Origin of the sequence: Rhizobium ruizarguesonis, from assembly GCF_017357285.1 — a bacterium.
GTDB lineage: Bacteria > Pseudomonadota > Alphaproteobacteria > Rhizobiales > Rhizobiaceae > Rhizobium > Rhizobium ruizarguesonis.
The window spans coordinates 24,713-46,545 of record NZ_CP071681.1 but is presented as its reverse complement, the minus strand read 5'-3'; the positions used below and the strand labels follow the sequence as shown (position 1 = coordinate 46,545).

Below are 21,833 nucleotides of genomic sequence, written 5' to 3'. Positions count from 1 at the left end.
CCATCGGTTACGATGCTCGCAGTGTTCACGGGAATGGTCACTGCCCATGTGCAATCTGTACCGCATGGAAGACAAGGACTGGGTTGCCATGTGGGCTCAGGACGCCGAGAGCATGATCAACCTCATGCCGGCGTACCAAATGAACCCGGATCAGATGGGGCCGATCGTCCGCAACACCGCCGACGGAAAGAAGCAACTGGTCCATGCGCGCTGGGGATTGCCCTCGCCGCGCTTCGCACTTGAGAAGGCGGCCAAAGCCAAGGCCGAGAAACTGGCAGCCAAGGGCAAGGCTTTCGATCTCGAAGAACTGATCCGCATGGAGGCCGACCGCGGCACGACCAACGTGCGCAAGCTCAGTTTTCCGCACTGGAAGCGATGGTTCGGCGTCGAAAACAGATGCCTCGTCCCGGTCACCAGCTTCGCGGAACCGGATCCGGCCAGCCGGGAAGATGGCGGAAACGTGCCCAATGCCTGGTTCGCCCGCGACGAAAGTAAGCCGCTGATGTTCTTTGCCGGTCTCCATGTGCCGCAGTGGCAGAGTGTCCGAAAGGTCAGGGACGGCCTGACCACCGATGATCTCTACGGGTTTTTGACCACGGATCCCAACGACCCGGTGAAGCCGATCCATGAGAAGGCCATGCCGGTCTTGTTGCTGACGAAGGAAGAGACCGACACCTGGATGCGGGCGCCTTGGGACGAGGCCGAGGAACTGGCCCGTCCACTACCCAACGACGCGCTGATCATTTCCTCACGCGAACCGTACGGATCCACGATCGTCTCGAAATCCGGAGAGCCGGTGGAACAGGGCAGTCTGCTTTGACGCCTGAACTCAGAGCTTGAATGTATCGGAAAACGAAAAAGCCTGCCGCGGGAGGAGCGGTTGGGAGGAGGAGTGGGTCGCCTGAAACACGAAGCTCTGCGGGAGGAGGTGCATTGCTTCGTTGATCGGAAGATACCAGAGGCTGTCCCGTTGGTCCGCAGGTAGACACGACCCATTTGCCTTCATCGCTAAACACGACGCTCTGCACTCTAATAACCGGACCGGGTGACCATTTCGATTTCGTTCGCATGCGTGCTCATACCGGCGCCATCGCTAACGGTCTGTTAACCACACAAAGTGTGGAAGACCCCTTTTGTTGTAAGCTGGCTAACGGCGAAATACGCGCAACCGAATTTATTCGAGAGCACAGGGGAAATCAGCCTTTGCTATATGCTCAAGGGCGCGGCTTCTCAAGCATCCTTCCCGCGCCTGAAGAGCACTTTGCATAGCCAAACGACACTTCAGTACCAGAGCTAAATTTCACAATCAGTCGCGTCTATTGGGCGCTAATCAAACATTTCATCTTTTCGAGTTGCATTTTGTTAATTCGCTGCAATTACTTCTTGTCTTCTGTTGAAGTGTACTTGATACTTTACGAGAAAAATCCACTCAAGCATAGGTATCACCCGATGACAGCCGTTGTAACTCTCGACGTCTTCTCTGGAGCGCCCAATCCAACTTGGGAATTGTCTGACCACGAAATCAATCAGCTGCGTCAATTGATTGGAAGCCTTCAAGAAAAAAGTCTCCTGAAGCCGCCCGCTGTAGCCGGGAGATTAGGCTACGTTGGCTTTCGCATCGACTCAGCTCTTGAGTCCCTTTACCCGACGATTGTGATATCAGAAGGCGTGGTGGATGTGGCGCGCTTGGTCCCAAGTCGGATAGATCGCGATCGGAAGATTGAACGGTTTCTTTTGGACACAGCGCGGCGTTTGCTCAAGCCAGACATTATTGCGCATGTTGAACGGAAACTGCAGATTCCGAATAAATTCACCGCCGGACCGAATATGCACATCCTATCCCCGGTTCCATACGATCCTGGGAAATGGAATGACGATCCAACCATTCAAACGACAAACAATTGCTACAACTACGCCAATGACATCATTACCAATACCATCGCGCAACCCGGCCGCGGCACCGGGCTAATATACTCCGCCTTTGAATGCGGAAACGTGGGGATTGCGAGCACGCGCGACGGGTTGGTGGCCAGCGGAAGGCCTGCCTCGACGCCAATCGCCGGGCACTACGTTGCGCTGGTGATCTGGCCATCGTATGACTACCATTGGTACAGATTGGACGACGATTCGTTTTGGTCACACAAGAGAGGCCAGTTTCCTGCAAAAAATGTCGATGAGAGCGGCAATCCAATCAGCGACCCCGAAAACTGCGATCGTGCAGATTACTCAATATTTTGCGGCTACTACTTGAGCGATCCTTCAACAGTTACAATTGCATGACTAATTTTCGCTGAGTTACAAAACGTGCGCCTCGCCGATCGAACTTCGCCGTATCAGCCGGGAACGCTTTACCCAACGCGATTTTTAAATCGAAACAGTTGCACCTCCGTCTAGATGCTGAGTTCGACGACGATTGGCTCGGGAAGGAACGCCAACGGGCCGTCGAGTGCGGACGGTTGAAATACAGGCAGCTGTGTCAACTTTGCGCCTCCCCCGCCCGCCGCGCATGGGAGTTTGCGTGCGCCGACTCCAAACTCACCCGAACCGAAAGTCGCTTCTTCTGGTCCTCGTCCGGGATCGGCAAAGACAGGTGCCAACGCTGTAGCTTGATTGGTTGAAGGAAGCCTTCCACGGGTTCCGTTATCGTTTCGGGTGCGCAGCATTGGGTCTCGCGCGCCCTTTGCGATAGCGTCTTTCCATGCTTTGATCTGATTGTTGAACCTGTTCGCAACACTTTTGGCAGATGTCTCCGCGGCGGCCACGGCGTCCAACAATTGCTTTCCCGCGTCGCTGACAGCTCCCGTTACTTTTGCAGTTCGGTCACAAGATCCTTCATCTTTTGGACAGGTGCCGCACTGCCACTTGCGAAAGTGTCCACGCTCGAAATCGCTCGAACCAAGTCGATCACGCCCTCTCCCACTTGGCCGATTGCGTCGCGGCAAGCCCTCGCATCGTCCGTCGCGAACGCTGTAAGACCTGATTGTATACGGAGCGTAGTTAGTGAAAGGACGTCCACCGCCGCACTGAGTTTCTCTAAAACAATCGTCGCAGACTGAAGCGCGTCGCGCCTAAGGCTGATCACCAATCCCACCAGAGACAACCTGTCGTTGACCGACACACACACGTCCGCTGTCATCGGGAGTTTCTGCCGGAGTTCAAATCCTTCAAAACGCCACTGAGATTGTTTCCCGCGGCCCTGACACCACCAATCGCAGAGATTGCCCGGCCTTGGAGCGGCGACGGCAGGTTCCTGCCTCGTTCAGCGCGTTGTCCAGAGATGGTTCAATCTGGCCTACAACAACCGCCTGTATATCCGCCATCGGCTTCATTGTGTCTCGGGTATCCTATGAGCTCAACGCCAGACAAGGATGGACATGCACTCGAAGAAACATTGGAGCCCGGGGATGGATCGGAAAACGTGGCCAGGAGAAACAGTCTGTTTTCCAACGGGAAGAGGAAGCGGTTTCGTTGTTCCTCGACCTGCTAAAACGAAAGCGTGCTCGCGGCTATTTGCCAAGAACAGTACTCCGGCATATGCAGAGCTGGCCTGGACCGCCCGTGTTTTTCAGGTGAATAAAAGTAGGTCCACTGAAATGTCCACTGCCGCCACAAGAGAGTGTCAACTTTATTATGTTTTCCCGGAGTGAATTCTCATTACCCAACTACTATAAATTAAAGACATGTTACTTGACACCGATCGTATCTAGGCGGATGCTTGGTAGAGAAAAGCGCCGTAAAGGTGGGGGTTGCCGCCATTTTGCGCAACTGTATAGGGCCGCTTCTTCAATATACGGCAATGTCGTAGCAATCGCGAAATTGAGGGCCATTTGTACTGTGGAGGGATTTGCGGGCTACGTGGTGCCCGACGGGTACATTCGGGAAGTGGTTGGAGATGGGGAGTGTGTGGCATATGTAAAGGCCGCTGCCATCTGCCCGGTTACGTCGCGGTAGGCACAGGGTTAAAGAAGAGATTCGGGAATAGCTACCGGCACCGCAATAGCAACCTTTCAAAACGGAAAATATACCAACTACACTGAGGGACGCTCCAATGCGGCTATTTTCATCAGACGGGATGGTAGTGGCCTGGTTGTACATGATCAATGGGTCGGACAGGCGGCACGCGAAAGAACGATTAGGTTTCAGGGCGGCAGCCGCAAACCCGTCGATGACGGCGATGCCTTCTCAGTAATAGAGAACGCCGCTGCGCTGCGCGCCATCGCCAAATTCAGGAGAAGGCAAGCAGGAACGAAGCCGACTGTGAAGAAACGCTCTGCCCGGTAGACCTGAAGTTGATAATCGCTATCTAAGTAAAATTCCACCAGAGGGGCGTTGAATGACCTCCAAGCATGGGATGCGAGGCGACGACGGATCGGTGCCGCGGCCAGTGGGCTGGCGCGCAATCCTGAGCCCGAATATATCTCGGCGCGGATTTCTGTTGGCAAGTGCGGTGTTGCCGGTGGCTCCGGAAGCGACTTTCGCCGACAGCAATGACGATTCCGACACGAGCATCGAGTTTGATCTCTCGTCAGATGGGTCAAGACTCAACATTCGCGAATTTCCCGTAGACCCGCATAAGCGTGAAAATCGGTCACTACAGTGGAACTGGGAGACAAAGGCTGAGTCGTACGGCCCTGCCGCCTGGTTCGACATAGTCGTAGACGCGCGGGATGACGAGAAGAAATCGCTTTGGGTACGAGACGCCAGTCTGGGCGGCGCGCCGCCGATGGCGTTTGAATTCCAGTTCAGGCATATCTCGCCAGGCACCCCGGGCGGTTACTGGGCGTTTCGACTGAAGGCCCCACTGGGCGGCGCAGCCGGTGGCCCTTGGACCAGCGATCAGGTACCGTTTCGAAACTTTGCCATACTCGACGCAGGCAGCGTTCCGCTGCGAGGCTTCATCGACCAGGACCGCGCCGGCAAATGGCTGACACAGATGTTCGACGAGAGGGCGTCGGTTGCGAAAAAGACCAACGACCCCCCGCTGCTGGAATTTGATGCGAATGGCGTCTGGCACCTGTCGCGACCGGCGAGTCCAGCGGTCAGCGCCTTCTCCGGTCGTGTGACGGCGAAGCATCTCTGTATCGGATGGTTCTTCCAGGATCAGAAGGAACCATTCTTTCTAGGCACGACAAATTGCGCCGGCGCTGTCGTGGACAAGGGATCGGTTGCAATCCCGGCCAGTTTTATCCTCGGGCAAGTCAAGAAGGTCCGTATCCGAATTGTCGGTGATCCTTCGGATGGCCATGCCGAGTTGGAGGTTCGACGCATTCGCTCGCCGCTCGTTCGTGATAGCGGCGCCCTCACGACATACGCCAAGCTGACTTTCGGCAAGTCGCGCTTGACGGTCTTGGACGGCAATTCGGTGACCGCGGAATCGTTGCTCACCGAGGCGCTGTTCGTAACCGAATGGCGGATGCCAGGCACAGACAAGCGATTGCGCAACGCGCTTTGGGGACAGGTGGCTCATGCCACCCAGGAGGCTGACCAGGCCAATGGGCTGGAAAACCTGCTAACACAGGCTGGTCGATTGAAGGTCAACGGTCTCACACCCGCAAGGACGTCGGAAGCTGAGGCTGCAGTACTCGACACCGCTTCCGTGGCCGCCGCCATGGATCCGTCAGCGCTAGCGGCGATTGGCGATCGAAGTGGTGTTCTCGACGCATCGATCTGGGCAGTATTCGATCAAACGAAGACGGGCGGCGATTTCGCCGCTCGACGTATAGCTATTGATCTTGAACTGCACGCCAGCGACTTGGCACTGCCCGACGCGAGCTACAGTACACTTCGGTTCGATGTTGCAGACCCCGCCGGCTATGGGGACTTGCGCCTGGTGTACGAAGACGGCGAGGCCATGCCAGAACTGTTCGCGGGGGAATACCCGCGCCGCCGCCCGTCGAGCTTTGTCTGGCTCGGCGCCGTCGACCAGGGGCACCAGATCGCATCGTTTGATCTCACCCGTGCCACGCTTGCAGTCTGCCGCGACCGTGACCTGATTAATCTGCGGTTCCGCTTTCTCGACCTCGCCGTAGCGGTGACAAAGGGCGAGAAGCCAGTCATCTACCCTGCCCATAAAGATTGCCGCGTCATCGAAACGGAGCCCGGACGCTTTAGCGACAACCGGCCGGTGCTGGTCGCCGAATTCAACCCGCAGCACGTGTTCGAGGAGGCAATATTCGGGCAGATGACGCCGCTGCCGGACGTGGTTGCCACACCTCCTGACCCGGATCTCGATCGAAGCACCATTTTCCAGAAACTCGCTGAATACGCCGGCGACGTCAAGGCGCTGGCGGAATATAGAAAGGTCATCCAGAAGAAAAAAATCGACATTGCTCTTACAGATGCCTTTTCGAAATTCTGTTACAACTATGCATCCGATCCGGATGTAAAAAAACTTCCTGCTGACCAGCAGGTCTATATTGGACCTTTCGCCCTCGATCCTGATGCCATGGCGCTTGCCCGGCGCGTCGCATTGAAGTTGGCGGATAAGACGGTGAGCGAGTCCATAGATGCCGTATTTAACAGAGTAAGCATCGTCGCTCAGGATTCTCGCAAATCCAAACCGGATTATTGGTTGCCGATAAGCGACGCAGAAATTACGCCTCCTCTTTCGGCCAATGAATACCTGGAAAACGCCCTTCGCAACGAGAACGTTCTCGAGCAGAGCGAACCGATCTATGGGGTCTTCCGGGATTTCTACCGCGATCAAATGCTGAGGGCCTACAATTACGCGACGTCCCGGACCGGTCCGGTTCCGCCATTCCCATCGGCTCTTTGGCCAATATCGATGGACAAGGGCGAGGTCGAATTTCTTTCGAAATACAATCGGCCTGTTGCCGCAGATGACGATGACGGTTCGTTGCGCGGGAAACGTCAGATGGCGCTGGGTAAGCTTTATGTCGACAACATTGCCGGCGCCGACCCCAATGAATTCAAGGAGTTGACCGAGGGGCGTCTCTCCGGGCCGACCCGTCTTGCGTTTCGCATCAACTGCATGCCCACCGCTGGCGCAAACGCTGAGGACGCAGGGCTTCCGCATTTCTCGGGCGCGGCACCCTCGACACCGAGCGGCGGCGGATTCGATTATCCGCCGCTGGAATACACCTTTGAGGCACTGACGAACTGGTCGCGCCATGAGCCAGCAGTGACCTTGCGGGCGCGCAAATTGTTCACTGCGGCGCCCGATGGCATTGTACCGCCCATCGGCGAACGAGCAGCCAACCTTGATGATGGTGACGTGCTCACCTTCCAGGGCCTTTCACGGCACCCTGTGACGGCCGAGCAGCGACTTGGCGAAATCCGGGCCGCGCTGGCGAACAAGCCAACGACGTTCGAGACAGCAATCGAGATACCGGCGCGGCTCACCCTGTCGACCGCCCAGGACGCCATCTGGCTCAACCGGTACGAACCGCCGTGGCAGGTGGTACAGGGGAAATACGACGCTACTGGCCCCGACCCCCAACCGCCGCGGCCGGACAACCTCATCATGAAGCCGGGTGATGCAGTTGCCCGCGCGCGGGCTTCGCTATGGACCGCAAGGCTCGACATCGACGCGATCGAGCCGAATCTCAGGGTCGTGGATTCTCCCGATCTCAGGCCGAGCGCACTGACCTGGCTCAAGCCGGTGGAACCTGGAAAAACCGGGTTCGGCGATCCCCGGCAAATCGGACAGGGCGAGCCACCGCATGGGTCGCTTGCACCATGGTTCCTCGGCCCCGAGCAAATGGATGAAACGACCCTGACGGCGGGGAACGTCAACCAAAGTCTGCCTGAGGCTTCGAGAATACGGGCGGGTAACCCGCAGCAGGATGTGACGGAGGCTGATCTATGCGCACCGAAGGGTCCCTGGCGCGATCGCATCTGGAACGTCCTACGCCGCCTTTGTGACCGCAGCGACGCCCGCAACGCGCTCAACGGCTCGCAATATTTCCTCAATGCGCTTGACGCCTACGACAGGCACGAGCTTGTGCTTCTGTCTTCGGCCTATGGCCTGCCGGTCATCGGCAAGCGCGGGATGAGCGACACCAGCCAGCCCGGGGCGTTGGTCCCCGACTCCGGGCAGATCGAGCCTGGCGATGAATTTGCCGTGCTAGACGCAGACGGCGCGCAGGCCATCCAGCGACCACAGCCGCTGCGCGCGCAGCAGCTCGAGTTGAGCGCGCTCGGTGCCTTCTTTGTTCATGACACGCATTTTTCGCCCTCTGCCGGTGCCGACAACCTTTGGGGCGGCAAGGTATTCAACGGCTTCTCGATTGAGCGCTGGCGTTCCGAAATCGTCGTCGGCCGGGATATCGTGGGCGAGGTGGTCTACAAGGGCTATCTCTTCCCGCTCGGCCATCGCGCATCGCTGGTGAAACTGACCGAGCGCCTTTTCCTCAGGAACGAGACGCTAGGCGTCAAGGCGGTGCTGTTCCAGCGCATATTCTTGCGCATCGGCAGGAAGACGCAGCTCTACCCTTGTGTCGGGCAGCCCTTCGATGGCCGGCTGTGGTGCGCCAGCGATGTGACGATCCGCACGTTGCAGACGCCCGACTTGCGGGATCCTTATGTCAAAGGTCCCGCTGGCCCAACGCCGGAGACTCTGTCAGGCGGACGGATCGACATAGGTCCGAACCCGGGACTGGCATTCTGGCCTCGTGTCAACGAAACCGACGAAGGCCTCGTCAAGTTCGACCTGACGATCGACGGGGCGACGACGTCGATGCCGCTGGTCTTTGTTGACAACATCGCTGCGACCAATGCTGCTTCGCTTGGTGCATTGGCATCTGTCTACCTGAGTACCTCACAATGGCTGCCGCGTCGCACGGTGGCACTCGGCGACCAACAGATCAGATTTGCCTCCGAGACCAGGTCAGGCGATTGCTCGTTCAAGACAATGAAGCTGGTCCTGAGCGTAACCGGACAAGTTGCAAATCTGACCAGCGCGTGGGTCGGCGATCTCACAAAATTCCAGACAAACTCAATTCTCGAGGGCGCCGAGCAGCCTTCCTTCTATCCGGCGCTTGAAACGGCGACGATCCGCCTCACGCAGAAAGAGCGGCTGGCGGGTGGTCGGCCCGCCTATGTCGACACGCAATATGACGGCCGCTATGCCCGCTTCGGCTTCGCCCGGCCAGCTACACCGGATCCGGGCGGCGGGCCTGCCAAACCCACGACCAATCCACTTGAGATATACCTGAACCATCGCGTCGCCGAGAATATGACGATGGGTGACAATGGCGAGCGCGCTGCCGCCGTTGGACGTCCCGCGGGACTGATCGTTGCCATGGGGCGCAAGAACGGCCCGGTCAGCGCGAGTGGCGTCATCCAGTATGAAACCACTGCTCCCGTCAGCGAGGACAGCCACAACGGTGGCGGTGTGATGGTCGTGAACGCTGACGCGCCTGTGCTGATTCCCGATCCTGAAAAGGCCGCGACGCCGCCAACCGACTTCGGACGACTGGTTTCGCTTGCTGATTTCTTCGATCCGGAAGCCCACTATATTGGACAGGCGGCCGCCAGCTTGCCGGCCATCCGCAACCCGGCTGGTGTTCCGGCCCAGAAGGCTCGGGCGGCACGTGTTGTTGACGACCGTTTCGCAGATATCCGCAACGTCCTGAAAGTCTTCTTTAGCGAGGACGCCAAGCTGCTGGGAATAATCAGCTTCCGCAAGCTGCTGGACTTCCTGGGATTCGATATTCCAACCCTGTCTGATGCCACCCCAGTCCTGCGGGAGACGCTTCAGTTCGGCGCTGACGTCCTGTCCGGCCAGGACGCTGACAAGCTTACGCAATTCACGCATTCGCAGATCCTGGCCCCCTTGCGGGCTGTTGTGAGCACATTTCAGGACCAATGGCTGCGCGCCGATGATTTGATAAAGGGGCAGGCAGGCGGGAACATTTTCAATCTGGCGGAGGTTTTCCGCCACGCCGTCACCACCCTGGCCAGCGGTAAAGCCGGCGGGAACATGTTGAGCCTGGCGAAGGTCTTTCCGGAAATCAGCAACGGCCTGGCAGACCTCGACACCAAACTCGCTCGGGCAGAGAAGGATGACGACCCCGTCACTCTCGCTCTTGATCTCACCGAGGTCTACGAGAGCGCCAAGTCCTTTGCGTCCGCGCTGGACCGCATTGCCTCTAATCCCGTGGCGCGGCTGAAGCAGGCTGCGATAGCGGTCCTGCAACGCCAACTGACCGCCTTGGCCGATGCGCAAGGCCCATTGACGCAGGCGCTCCAGAGCCTTGAGACGGTTGTCGACACAGAACTCAGCGCCGGCGCCGCGAACCTGAATGCATGGATCAAAGCCTCTGTCCCTGACACCGGCCAGGACAGGAGCGCCGTTGAGGACGGCTTTACCTATTCCATGCCTGCGCCCCAATTGGTCGACCTTGCCGAGGCTTTCGAGGCGGGTACGGGCGCGCTGATACGGCCAATTCAGGATAAACTCGTTGACGCAATTCGCCTGGACATTCGAGATTTTGCCAGCGCTGCCGTCGGTGCTTACCTCAAAAATAATAGTATTACGTTGGGATCGTTTATTGCCGATATAAAACAGGATATCGATAAAAAAATCGAAGCGGCCGTCGACGATGCTAACAGTAATATCGATGCGCAAGTTAGAGGTGTAAAGCCGGCTCTTGCGACTTATTTGAACGTGTATCTAACGTCATTCAAAGCGCAGGAATTGAATTCATTTCAGGATCTGCCGATCCTTCTCACCAATATTTACGCTGCCTACGAAATGTTTTCCGATGCGGTGCGCCTGCTTTCGCAGTTCCGGGACTACATCAAGCGTGATGACATTGGCGACGCAGTTGACGACATCTGTCAACTCGCCGACCAGATGTTTGGCTTTGGTGATGCAGGGATCGCCAGCACGACGATTGCCGAGACGCGCGGCAAGCTGAACGATGTCTTTAAGGACGCGCAGGCGCAATTTGACATGGCTGCGTCTGCCCTGCTCCCAAGTGATACCACCGCCTTTGCCGCCGAGAAGGTAGCTTGTGCGAACTACGCAATTGCTGGAAAGCCACTGGGTGTGCTCCCAATGCCGAACCCGGCGGCCGGCAGCGGTATCATGCAGCCTGTCGACCAGATGCTGGCGTCAATGCAGGCTCTGGTCGATAAGATCAAAGGCGTGGAGCAGGCGCTCGATACCAAGGTTGCCGGCAGCGGACTGCCGCTTCGGACAGCTATCGACAATGCCGCACCTTCAGGCGGCTACACCCAGTTCATTGACAACTTTGCTGTTTTTCTACTGGGAGGCGGCAGCCCCAGTCCTTTGGGACTGACTGGCGAAATCGCGGCCATGTATTGCGATTTCGTTCGTGACCTGGCGCTTTTGCAGAAGAGTCGAGACTTGGTGGCGGCAACCACTTTTGCGACGGCAAACAAGGCGCTCGCAGATGCCCTGCTGCAGTACCAGCGGGATGCTTCCGCATTGGTAAGTAACGCCATCGGGCATATTGCCTCGATCGAATCGATGGTCAGCAGCTTCATCAAGGCAAATAGCGATATCGTGAATAATGTTGGCATCTATGTCGCGATAGGGGCGGTGACGTCAATAGTCGACGCGATGGGTGGCGATGTCGATGTTGGAGCAAAACAGGTTTTTGATACACTTCGCGCGGACATTGACTCGATCGAACGGACTCTGGCAACCTGGGGGGCGGGCGCGATAAATAGCATCGTCACTATACTCAATTCTGCATCCGCATTCTCAAAGATTCTTTACGATGCCGCCAACACATTGCAGTCCGATATCGTGGCGCCGCTTCATGGCGTAGGGCTTGATCTCGATCCGCAGCAGACCCATGCCAATGCGGCCCTGGCAGCATTAAAGGCGGCGGTTGAGAAATCCGGCGGGTTCACGCCAATCTCGAGCCCTCTGCCTACAAACTTTACGGGTTTGCTGGCCGCCCCCATCTCCAGCGTCCGGCCCACTACAGTTCAGACGCTGCTGGATGATCCCAAAGGTCAGCTTGGCGACCTTTTGACCAATCTTTGCAATACCGGAGCCATGCTCGTCGCCGAATGGCGTGCGCTGCAGGCGCGAGCCAGTGGATGGCCAGTATTTCTGCAACGAGCGGCGCTGGGGCCGGTGCAAACAGCGCTCAAGGCGATGCTCAACAGCTATGCAACCCTGCACACAATTCGCAACAGTGCAGCAGAGACCATCAATATTCCGCTGCTGTCGCTGAGGGCTCGACGTTCGGTCTTTGTGCAACCGGTGTACGGGCTCCTTTCGCCTGTGGATGTGATCAAGGCTCCCGACAACGACGCTACGCTTGCTGTTCTCGAGGCGAATGACCGTCTGGCAGAGGAAGAGCGGCTGCTGTCTGACATCGTCAGCTACCCGTCTCCACCACCTAGCCCCGATACAATCCTTGCCAATTTTGCGCGCTTCGCGAACAGCTGGCGGGCGGCCGACGTTGCCCAACGGGCGGCGCCGTTGCAGATTGCCACGCAGATCGGTGACCTCGCGGTTGAAGTCCTCAAGGGCGAAGTGCTGTCGTTGATCGACGTCTCTGCGCTTCGTGATGTCCTTCTCGATGCCATTGCCCGGCTTATCCCAACCAAGGCGCTCTTCTCCTATCAATTTGACAGCTACGTCTCTGAGGAACCTCGCGCATCAGAGATCTTTCAGGCGGCCTTGGGTACGCGTTTCGCACTTAGGACCGCTATCGAGGTGGACCTGCTCAATGGCGGCTCTCCCCAGATTTCGACGAACGGTTCACTCGGCCCCTTCGCCGTCAAGCTGGTGGGCGACTATCTGGACGCAATGACTCTGCACTTCGGTGGACTGTCGTTCACGAGCGAAGGCGGCGCCGCGCCACGCTTTGATGTGATGTACGATGCCTATAACCTGGGAGAGGATCTCGGCTTCTTCGCATCGCTGGGCCCTGTCCTCAGTCCCAATTCCGGCTCGCCCGTTCAGATCTCTCCCTTGCGACGCACGCGGGGGCTGGACGTCGGCTATGCCGTAAATCTCGGCTCCATCAGTATCGGTCCGGTTTCAATTTTCAACATCAATTTCGCTGTCTCTGCCGAACTGCCTTTCACGGACCAACAAGCGCTGTTCAAGGCCTCCCTAGGCACACATCTGACGCCGTTGACAATCTGCTTTCTGCCCTATGCGGGCTCTGGCCATTTCTCCATTTACGCTGGCCCGGGCGGAATTGTGGGCTTCGAGGCCGCATTCCTGTTCGGTGCTGGTGGATCACTGGACCTTGGCCCGCTTCACGCACAGGTACAGATACAGGTTGGTGCCTTCGTCCGTGTGATGAAAGTGGATGGCATCAACCAGACCGAGATCGGGGGCAGTTTTCTCGCAGCCGGGCAAGCAAATATCTGGATCTTCCACTTCTCGGCGACGCTTTACATTGGACTGTCGCAAAACATCAACACCGGCCAGATGCACGGTGAAGCGATCTTCACGTTTTCATTTTCATGCGGCCTCATCGACTACAATTACAGTGTGACCGGCCAGCACGACCAGCAGCAATTCGGCAAATCCGGCGGCGGTAAGCATGCAGCGGCCCCGCAGGGCCAGATGAGCAGCCTCGGTCTGATGGCCGCAGCGATAAAATCCCCTCCCGCCGACGTAGTCTCGACCGCCGTGTGCCTCTCCGAGGACTGGGGCGCATTCGCTTCTTATTTTGACTTCAGTCTCGTGTAGGACCCACAACGATGGCGATTGAACCAAAGGTTTCGCTTAATTTGCGGCTGATTGCCAATGGTGTAACCTCGGTGGGCGACGGGAAGACGGTCAGGCTGAAGGCGGTCTTGATCGTCACCCCCAAGGAGGAGGACGCTGGCGGACCTGTCAATCTGGCGAACTGGCCCTCAGAGATCGTCAAAGTGCTGAAGAAGCACTCGGTTAACTTCTACTATTGCACTGCGGGTGCGCCAACTCTGACGGCCGCAACAAAGATCGATGACGTTCGGTTTCCGGCGTTCGACGGCGCCAGCGGCATAGACGCGGTCAAGGACCTGTGGCGCGATACCATTGGCAAAAGCGGGCCGAGCGAACCCTGGAGCGAACTGATAGCTGACATCAAGGCAAGTGCGTCGGGAAACAAGATCGGTGCCGACCTCCAAGGCAGCTATGTCGGCGACACAAGCGGTGGTACCGGCCAGATGAATGAGTATGGCGCCCTTCTCGCGGAAAAGCACGATCCGGCCACCAAACTGCAAGTCTGCGACATCGTGTCGAATCAACAAAGCCACTATGCGCTTGAGACAGAAAGCGCCCGCGCCCAGCGCGTCGTGAGCAAGTTATGCATCGGACCCTACCTGCCTGGAGACCAGCTCGAACCAGGGGGCACCTTGGACCAGCTCAACCTGGATCAGATGAGTGTGCAGAGCAAGGAGAGCTTCGCGCTGTCGCTGTTGCCGGAATCTGACACCAAACGTAACGATACGAAAAAACTGAGCGCAAAACTGAGAACCGAGGTCTATCTTGCGCGATTCAAAGCAGCCATCGATGCGACACAGGATGAGCGCAAGAGCAACCTGGCAATATTCAAAGCCGTCAAGGGCGTTCTGACGGGCTCTCCGATGCCCGTACCATCGCCAAGGCGAACAGCAATGCCGGTTGCGCCGGCGTCCAGTGTCTTGGGGGGCGGCCCGCAAGACACCCAGCCTCGCGCAGGGCATGTCTACGGCAGCTGGACACAATGGTCGCTGAGCTACAACAATTTTGTTTCGGCTCTGAGGGCCGACCCTGCCGCGGTGCGTCTGGCCGAGACCAGTGATGCGACGGACCAGCTCCTTGCGATCTACTATGCCCTGCAGGGCGATCCACTTCTGGCCAGGCTTTTTGGCTTCGCCTTTGATGTCGAGTTTGCCATTGATGCCGAGTTGATCAAGGCGTCGGGCGGCGCATTATGGCTTGCGGCCACCTCTGGTGGAGATGCCGAAATCTGGACGGCAGCACTCTATGCCGAAGTTGCGGATGATGCCTGTGCCAGGTTCTGGCCCGCACCGCGTTTCGATACGCCCGGCAGCTATCCTCCGCCCGAACAGAAGCACGGCGTCTTTCATCTCGGCGATGGATACGATTTGACCTCGCTTGATGTGCGCGGCGCCGTTTCAGATGCCCTGGATGCTGTCGACAAAGGCGCCATGCAGCAATCGTTCGGATGGACATTGCTCGACGCCAATCGTGCCGCACGTGCCGCGCGCGATCTGGCCGTTTCCGATTATCAGGTGCAGCAGAGAAGGGCCCTCAGTCCGGTGTTGCTGTACGCGGAGGAACTGACGGTCGGGCGCCGCCTCGATGTCGGCGTTGGCGTCTTCGACGGATCAGGAAAGGTGACGGGGCTGAAATGGCGCAGCCTCATGACCCGCCTTGTTCGCTTCCATGGCCTGAGCTCCCGCGTCGAAACCTGGCTGACGGCAGCAACCAAGAGCTATCCTCGGCCGCGCGGGAGCGATGGACACACACTTATCGACGAGGCTTCTTTCCAACTGGTTTCACGTTCGCTGCCGATTATGGGCGATCCCGGCGCAGGCGACCGTCTCCGCAATGTCGAAGCGCTTGTAGAAGAGGGTTTCGTCTCGTGGGGCGGCTCGTCACTGGCGGCGCTGGCCTGTCGCAGCGACAACAATGCTAGCCCCGAATCCATTCTGCATTTCCAGCGGGAATATGGCCTTCCAACCGGATCGCTGGCCCCCGATCTGAGGCTGCTGCCGCTGCGCTTTGGCGTTGGCTATGTCTTTTCGCTGCGCTCCGCCTTTCTCGGTGGTGGATCTCCTACAGTGGAAGAGTCTGTTGAATGCCACGAAGCGCAGGATTTGACGTGGCTGCTGCCACCGGCGGCACCGAAGCAGGATCAGAGCGAGATAAGCCGGATCAGATTGCGTCGCTACAGGCGCCAGGAGAGCATCAACGCGCCGATCCTGTTGCTACCCAAGCATCAGGTGGAAAACAGAAACGGCGCGATGGGATTTGAATCTCCGGCGAGGGCGATAGTGCGTACCCAGACCCCTTCCAACCCTGCGCGCGCACTTGTCCAGACGCCGAAACCTGCTGGGCCGCCCTATGTCGACGTCGTGAAGCGCGCAACACCCGAAGCAACGATGCGGATTTTTGTGGCGCCGATGGCGGGGATGGAGTTTTGCTCACGACACCGGGTCTTCGATGATCCCAAGCACGCAAAGGAGATCCTGGCGGGCGGACTTCTCGATGTGGAGTTTGACGCCGAAGGGCGAAAATTTCCCAACGCCCTTATCCGGCGAAACACAGGCTTCAATGCCGATAGCCTGGTTTACCGGCGCGAGGCGAGCACAGGCAACCACCCTTCTCTCGAGGCCACGGGCGGCGCATATTTCCGACCGCTGAAAACGCCCGCCAAACGTTCGAATGGCAAGGCCTATCTGCCTGATCCTGCAGCTCAGACGATGTCGCTTCGCCTGCGTATTGTCGGCGCCGACGTCTATCTTGCCGGCGATGTGAGCGTGGACCTCTATCCGGCTGGGGTCAAATATCCTAACGCCTTGCCACTGCTGGTAAACATAGTAAGGCGCGGAGATAAACCGCGGGATCCGCCCGCGACGGCAGCGGCGGACATCCTCAAGATCGTGCCCGGCAACTGGCGCATCGATGAAAACGGACATTTCGGTACTGGTGTGCGTGTCAACCGCGTCGATGTGCAGCTTGCACTAGGCGAGCAATTTGATCTCGAAGTCACATGTCTGCCAACAAAAATCAGTCTCGCCGAATGGTTTGCCTTGCCGGAAAACATCGCGGTTCAACATTCCTGCGCCAACGGCAGCGCAGTCGTGCAGCAAGCGCTGAGCGACGCCTGCGCAGACGGAGCGGTCGGCAAGATCAAGGCAGCACTGAATGGGGCGCGTCCATCTCCCTATGTGGGCCTCGGCGGGTATCCCGTCCCCGATCAGGCGACGATCCAGACAATCGCCGAGACCCTTCTCAACGGAGCAAAAAACAACTGGCCGCTGACGGAGATAGCGGGCGTAGCCACCTTGCGCGTCGCTCACGCAGTCAATGCGCCACTGGTCCCTGCAACGTTGCGAAATCTGGAAAGCTGGCGTCCGGGTACCCCAGGTCTCGTCTTCTACGCTAAAAAGGCCGCTCCCGCGGCAGTGCCGCCTCCAAAGGATGAGGTGGGCTCAGCGAACCTGGTGCTCTCTGGCGAGATTCTCGTCGATCTCGACCAGATCGACACGATTGAGGTGGTCGCCAGTGCAGTTAGTCCTAACGGCGAGCCCATCGACGATCCGGCACGTGGGCGCGGTGTGCTGGCGAAGCGTTCCGGACGTTGGCCGCAAAAGCCCAAGGGTGGGACGGGCGCCGAATATGTGCGCAAGAGCACGATATTCGGGTTCGACGTTGACCCAGAGGGCAAGACGACTCTTCTCCCGCGAAAAGTGACGTTGCTGCGAATTGAGGGCCTGCCGGCCTCGCGCGCGGCCGAGAACACCGACAGCCAGCCGGTATTTCTTCAACCGCCGGAAGGCCGGTTGACCCGGCTCGACCTTGGCCTGCTGCATGCGGCAGCGCTCTCGGGCAACCGGGTGGAGTTTCGCGTCGCAAGTCAGGGCCATCCGGAGCTTGGCGATCCTGCGCAAGTGGGGTCCCATACGCGTCTGATCAGCGTAACCCGTCCAAGTCAAATATCGGACACGAAGGCCCGCAAACTGCAAATAGAGGTGTTAGGCATTTCGCGTTTTGCGCATAGCTTCGAGACAGCTGCGATGTTCTCAGACGATCGTGTGGAGCACGTGCTGACGCGTCGCCAGCCATTGGTGCCAGTGGATCAGCAAAAATCGTGGGAGTACACGACCGCAATCTGGAGCCGGGCTACGCAACCGCCAGCCCCGCCCGCAGCCAAAACCCCAACTCTCGTTTTCAGGACCAAGCGTTTCGCGCTGCAGGATGGAAAACATGTGACACAACATCTCGAGCGCCACTGCTCCGTGCGCTTGAGATTTGAAAGGGGCATGTTTTCTTCCGGTGAAGGCGAGCGGATTGGCATCGTACTCTGGCCGCCATTCATCCGCGACGTGTCACGGCCTGACATCGAGAACAACGTGATCGCTGTCCCCGGGCATCGCCCAATGACCCTGTCTGACTTTCAGGACGGAGACCTGGGCGATGGAGGTCAATATATCTCGCGCTGGGGCGGCGATCCCATTCGCGAAGACGCCTCCCCGCAAAAGGGCTGGTTCATGCCGCCCAGCGCCTTTGGCTGCCTTAACGACACGCAGGACGACGCGCCTTGGCCGCACGATCCTCAATACATCGGCAGCGTCATGATGCCAATTCCCACGGACACGTCCGGAACTTCGAGCCAGCCAGCGCCGCCACTTGAGGTCGCCCTTCTAACGTTCGAACCATATTTCGACATCGACGCCGAGGAATGGTTCGTGGACGTTGACATAACCCCTTCCTATGCGACGGACCCCTTCATCCGATTGGGGCTCGTTCGATACCAGCCCAACACGATCAACGACAGTATGAAGGTCTCGACGCCTGTGCGCGTCTGGACGCAGCTGCCGCCTCGCCGCCTCTTGAAGATCGCAGGCGCCGTCCAGACCGGCGACCTCACGGTCAACGCGCTCGTCAGCGGCCAGGCGAGCACCGGCGTGAAGCCGCTCCGCGATGATGCGAAGGCCTTGCTGGAGGATCCGAAGAACGGGGCGGAATTCACCGAAACCTGGCGGCGACTGCAACGTCCGCTGATGAGAATGACAATCTTCCACGAGGGCGAAGCTGAGGGTCTGGGACGAATGCAGCACGAGCTTGCGATTTGCGAAGCCTGGCCACTTGGCGACGCTGGTGTTTTGGACGGCCTGTCACAATGGAAATTGTTCGCGAAAATACCGAAAGATGAGATCGCTAATCTTGGGCCAGGCCAATTCGTCGCAATGGTTGAGGAACTGGAGGAGCGCCTCCCGGCCAGCTATCCGTCGGAGCCGATTGCACTAACTGATCTGTTGAAAAAAGAGAATTTGCGCGAATCCGGACCGCGATTCTTGGCGCGAGTACCGTTTCTGTCGACCTAAGTCGAAACCCAGGCTCCTTAAGACACTAAATAGTCTTCGGTCGATCCATTCGATCCGTGGCTGCCAAGGCTTCCCAAGTGCCGAGAATCACTGATGCACGCTATGGAAAGTGCTTAGGTCTCCAACGAAACAATTCGTTAGGACGACGGATCGTGCCGGCCTCCCTGTGGCTTCACAATACGCCTCCATTCAGGACCGAGGTCAACCTCCTTTCGATGGATCGAGGACGCAGGCCCGCAAGCCAGAGACCGACGGCTTTACGTTGAATTGCCGGAGTGTTCCACGTGACATTCACACCTCCAAGAAGGCTAAGCAATCTTTTCAGAGAAAGTCTGCAAACCCCATCATGATACAATCACAAGTTGAAGCAAGCAAGCCGTTTCTCAAAATTGACGCAATGGACGATCCCAATGACCTCGCATCGTCAGATGCAGGAGTCTCGAGGCAAAAGACCTTTGTGCTTAGTCACGCTTCGCATTGCCGTTTGGAGCTGTCGGTGGAAAGTCGCAAGCCACTTGTCTATTGCCTGTTGCGATCGCGAGTCCATGAGATGGGCAGCCTCTGTCGGCTCTTGCCGAAGGACGCCCTGGGCATTGACTTCCACTAGTACCCAACGGCCCTCATATTTGACCTACAATCGCAGGCGACTGTCAGCCCCGCAGCAGGCGAAACTGGCCGAGATCGTGGAAGCCGGCCCAGATCTTGCCGTCGAAGGTGTGGCCGCTGAGAACGCATCGACCGTCGGCGCGTCGACGGAGAACGGCTCGGGGTCGTGTATGGCGAGCGCACTATCGCGATCACCGACCTTGCTAGCAAACGCAACGCTGTGTGGCCTCCAGGGCGCCACGCAGGCCATCTCCTTGTTCAACTTATATGTTGGCGCCCGAACGCTCGTCTGAGGCAGCACCACCGCAATTAGTGCCCAGAAGCGTGGGTGAGCTTTTCCCATCGTGCCTGCTTCAGGTTAAGGGTAAGAAGGTATCGATGGCCCTGCACATGGAAGTCTAATAACACTAGCCCCGAGCATGAGATGAGAGCTGGATGGTTTTTCGCCCAACTCTTCATCGATGACAGCGACACGGCCGACGGTTATTGGAACCAAAGCCCGAACGCCGGTCGCGCTGATACCCAATTGGGAAAACTGAAGAAGCGCGGTGATTGCTGGGTCAACAATGGCGCAAAGATGTGCACGCAACACTGACGTCGCCTCTCAGCGAGAAGGCTCATTCCTCGGGGTCGGCGCCTAGTCGATGCAGGATCGGTTATCATGTAGCCCTCGTTTGCCTGCGTCCGATGGTCGGCGCTAGGCTTAACAAAGCCTCACGTTGCAGCCCGTACACAAGTTACGTCTTTAGTTGTAGATAGCCTACCCGCAATAGCCTATATCAGTACTTTCTAACTATATACTTATTGTAGCAAAGATGACAATCTATGAGGGAATATGGGAGGGGAACCTGCGGATCGTGTTGGTGAGTACTATCGCTGTATCACATGCTCTACTGGTTCGGCAGTCTACACACCTGTGATCCCGTGAAGTCACTACCGGAGTAGCGACTTAAGGTGGACGCGGCGATGCGCCATGGCACTTCCTTTACGAAAAGCGGAGTTGAACTAAACGCGTCTGCGTCTCGCTGTCCATTGCCGTGGATTTCTATCTGGCGAGTTAAAAGGAGTCAGTTGATGGCGATTGCAAAGGAAGCGTACTTCCGAAATCCAGGAAATGGTAATCAGCAGGCCGTAGTTCTCTATGCCGACGGCTCCACAGTGATTTGGGACAGGACCGGAAGTAAGCGAGCATCTGCGGGAGGCGATAGGTTCGACGAATATTGTCGGCAGATGCTGAACAATGGATATGAGGCGGACCCCAATCCGGGGTGGCAAGCACCTGAAAATCCGTAGAGTGAACAACGCATTATCAGTGCAGGGACTGCTGGGTCACTAATTCACGGTGACCACTTCAGGCGACTTAGTAATGTCACAGAGGAGGCATTTTCCTATGCGAATTATCTCTTTATGGTACATTCCAGCGGTCTTTTGTGCCGGCGCGGTCTTAGCAGACGAAGATGGGCGCAGAAGTGTTTCCATGCAGTGCGTGACAACCGATGGAGGTCATCGGCTACAGATGAACGCCCAGAACATGAATTCATCAGTTCGGACGTGTACCTCGACTTGCTTCTATAGCGCCACAAACGGAGATGAAGGGAAGCAAACTTGTGGTCCGAAAACGATCATGCCTAATTCAGATTCAGAATTCTGTAGTTCGTATAGTAGTAACTATACGTATACAGTGACCGAGGCCGGTGCTTTTGATTGCTGGCGATAGCGATTGATGGAGTAAGCACGCATCGTTAACACCAGGTCGCCCGTGAAGAACGACGATTAGACGATTGCTGGCATCGGGTTAAAAGTGAGTAGCGTGCGCACTGACGAGTAAGCCCATGCAGATTTGACGGATGCGATTAGAGTCAGCGCCGTCATTGCAAGCAGCTCTCGATATCGGCGACGCTCTTGCCCTCCAGCAAAGCGATTTCGGCGACGGTCCTGCCCCGAGAAATCCATCGAAGGCAGGTCTTTTCAATTGGCGAAAGTATCCATTCCTTCATGACAAAAATCGCACTCAGTTGCGCCGCGGTCGGCGGCAGATGTGGTGCCGGACGCCAGCATTGAAGTCTCGGTAGGAACCATGCCTTCCCGAAAAAAGTGGCTGCCGCCGAGACCTGTGCGGCGGCAGCCGAGTTGCCCCGGAAGGAGGCTGGGAGTTCGATATCTCGTCTTCAATATTTGAACGTTATGTTATAACAAATCGCATAACCTAATTTAGGGAC

6 protein-coding genes and 1 pseudogene are annotated in these 21,833 nt (G+C 57.6%); all 7 read left to right on the top strand.

The window, feature by feature from the left end; all coding sequences use genetic code 11:
- The first annotated feature begins 46 nt into the window (after nucleotides 1–46).
- Nucleotides 47–820: an SOS response-associated peptidase family protein gene (locus J3P73_RS31410; RefSeq protein WP_207580148.1), complete on the top strand. Its 774-nt coding sequence runs from the start codon at nucleotides 47–49 to the stop codon at nucleotides 818–820.
- Nucleotides 821–1,449: 629 nt separating this feature from the next.
- Nucleotides 1,450–2,280, top strand: a complete 831-nt coding sequence (locus J3P73_RS31405; RefSeq protein WP_207580147.1) for a hypothetical protein — start codon at nucleotides 1,450–1,452, stop codon at nucleotides 2,278–2,280.
- A 1,122-nt stretch (nucleotides 2,281–3,402) separates the two neighbouring features.
- Nucleotides 3,403–3,573: pseudogene (locus tag J3P73_RS37815) on the top strand (WGR domain-containing protein); the annotation flags it as partial.
- A gap of 405 nt (nucleotides 3,574–3,978) precedes the next feature.
- Nucleotides 3,979–4,281, top strand: a complete 303-nt coding sequence (locus tag J3P73_RS38345) for a BPSL0067 family protein (RefSeq protein ID WP_207580251.1) — start codon at nucleotides 3,979–3,981, stop codon at nucleotides 4,279–4,281.
- A 52-nt stretch (nucleotides 4,282–4,333) separates the two neighbouring features.
- Nucleotides 4,334–13,654, top strand: a complete 9,321-nt coding sequence (locus J3P73_RS31390; RefSeq protein ID WP_207580146.1) for a hypothetical protein — start codon at nucleotides 4,334–4,336, stop codon at nucleotides 13,652–13,654.
- An 11-nt stretch (nucleotides 13,655–13,665) separates the two neighbouring features.
- Nucleotides 13,666–19,008, top strand: coding sequence for a hypothetical protein (locus tag J3P73_RS31385; RefSeq protein WP_207580145.1), 5,343 nt, complete (start codon nucleotides 13,666–13,668; stop codon nucleotides 19,006–19,008).
- A gap of 1,680 nt (nucleotides 19,009–20,688) precedes the next feature.
- Complete coding sequence (locus J3P73_RS31380; protein ID WP_207580144.1) at nucleotides 20,689–20,907, top strand: hypothetical protein; 219 nt, start codon at nucleotides 20,689–20,691, stop codon at nucleotides 20,905–20,907.
- Nucleotides 20,908–21,833 lie beyond the last annotated feature (926 nt).

Excerpts from the sequence above, each read along its gene's own strand:
- J3P73_RS31380 (WP_207580144.1), top strand. The coding sequence starts at position 20,689 with ATGGCGATTGCAAAGGAAGCGTACTTCCGAAATCCAGGAAATGGTAAT.
- J3P73_RS31405 (WP_207580147.1), top strand. The coding sequence starts at position 1,450 with ATGACAGCCGTTGTAACTCTCGACGTCTTCTCTGGAGCGCCCAATCCA.
- J3P73_RS31385 (WP_207580145.1), top strand. The coding sequence starts at position 13,666 with ATGGCGATTGAACCAAAGGTTTCGCTTAATTTGCGGCTGATTGCCAAT.
- J3P73_RS31410 (WP_207580148.1), top strand. The coding sequence starts at position 47 with ATGTGCAATCTGTACCGCATGGAAGACAAGGACTGGGTTGCCATGTGG.
- J3P73_RS31390 (WP_207580146.1), top strand. The coding sequence starts at position 4,334 with ATGACCTCCAAGCATGGGATGCGAGGCGACGACGGATCGGTGCCGCGG.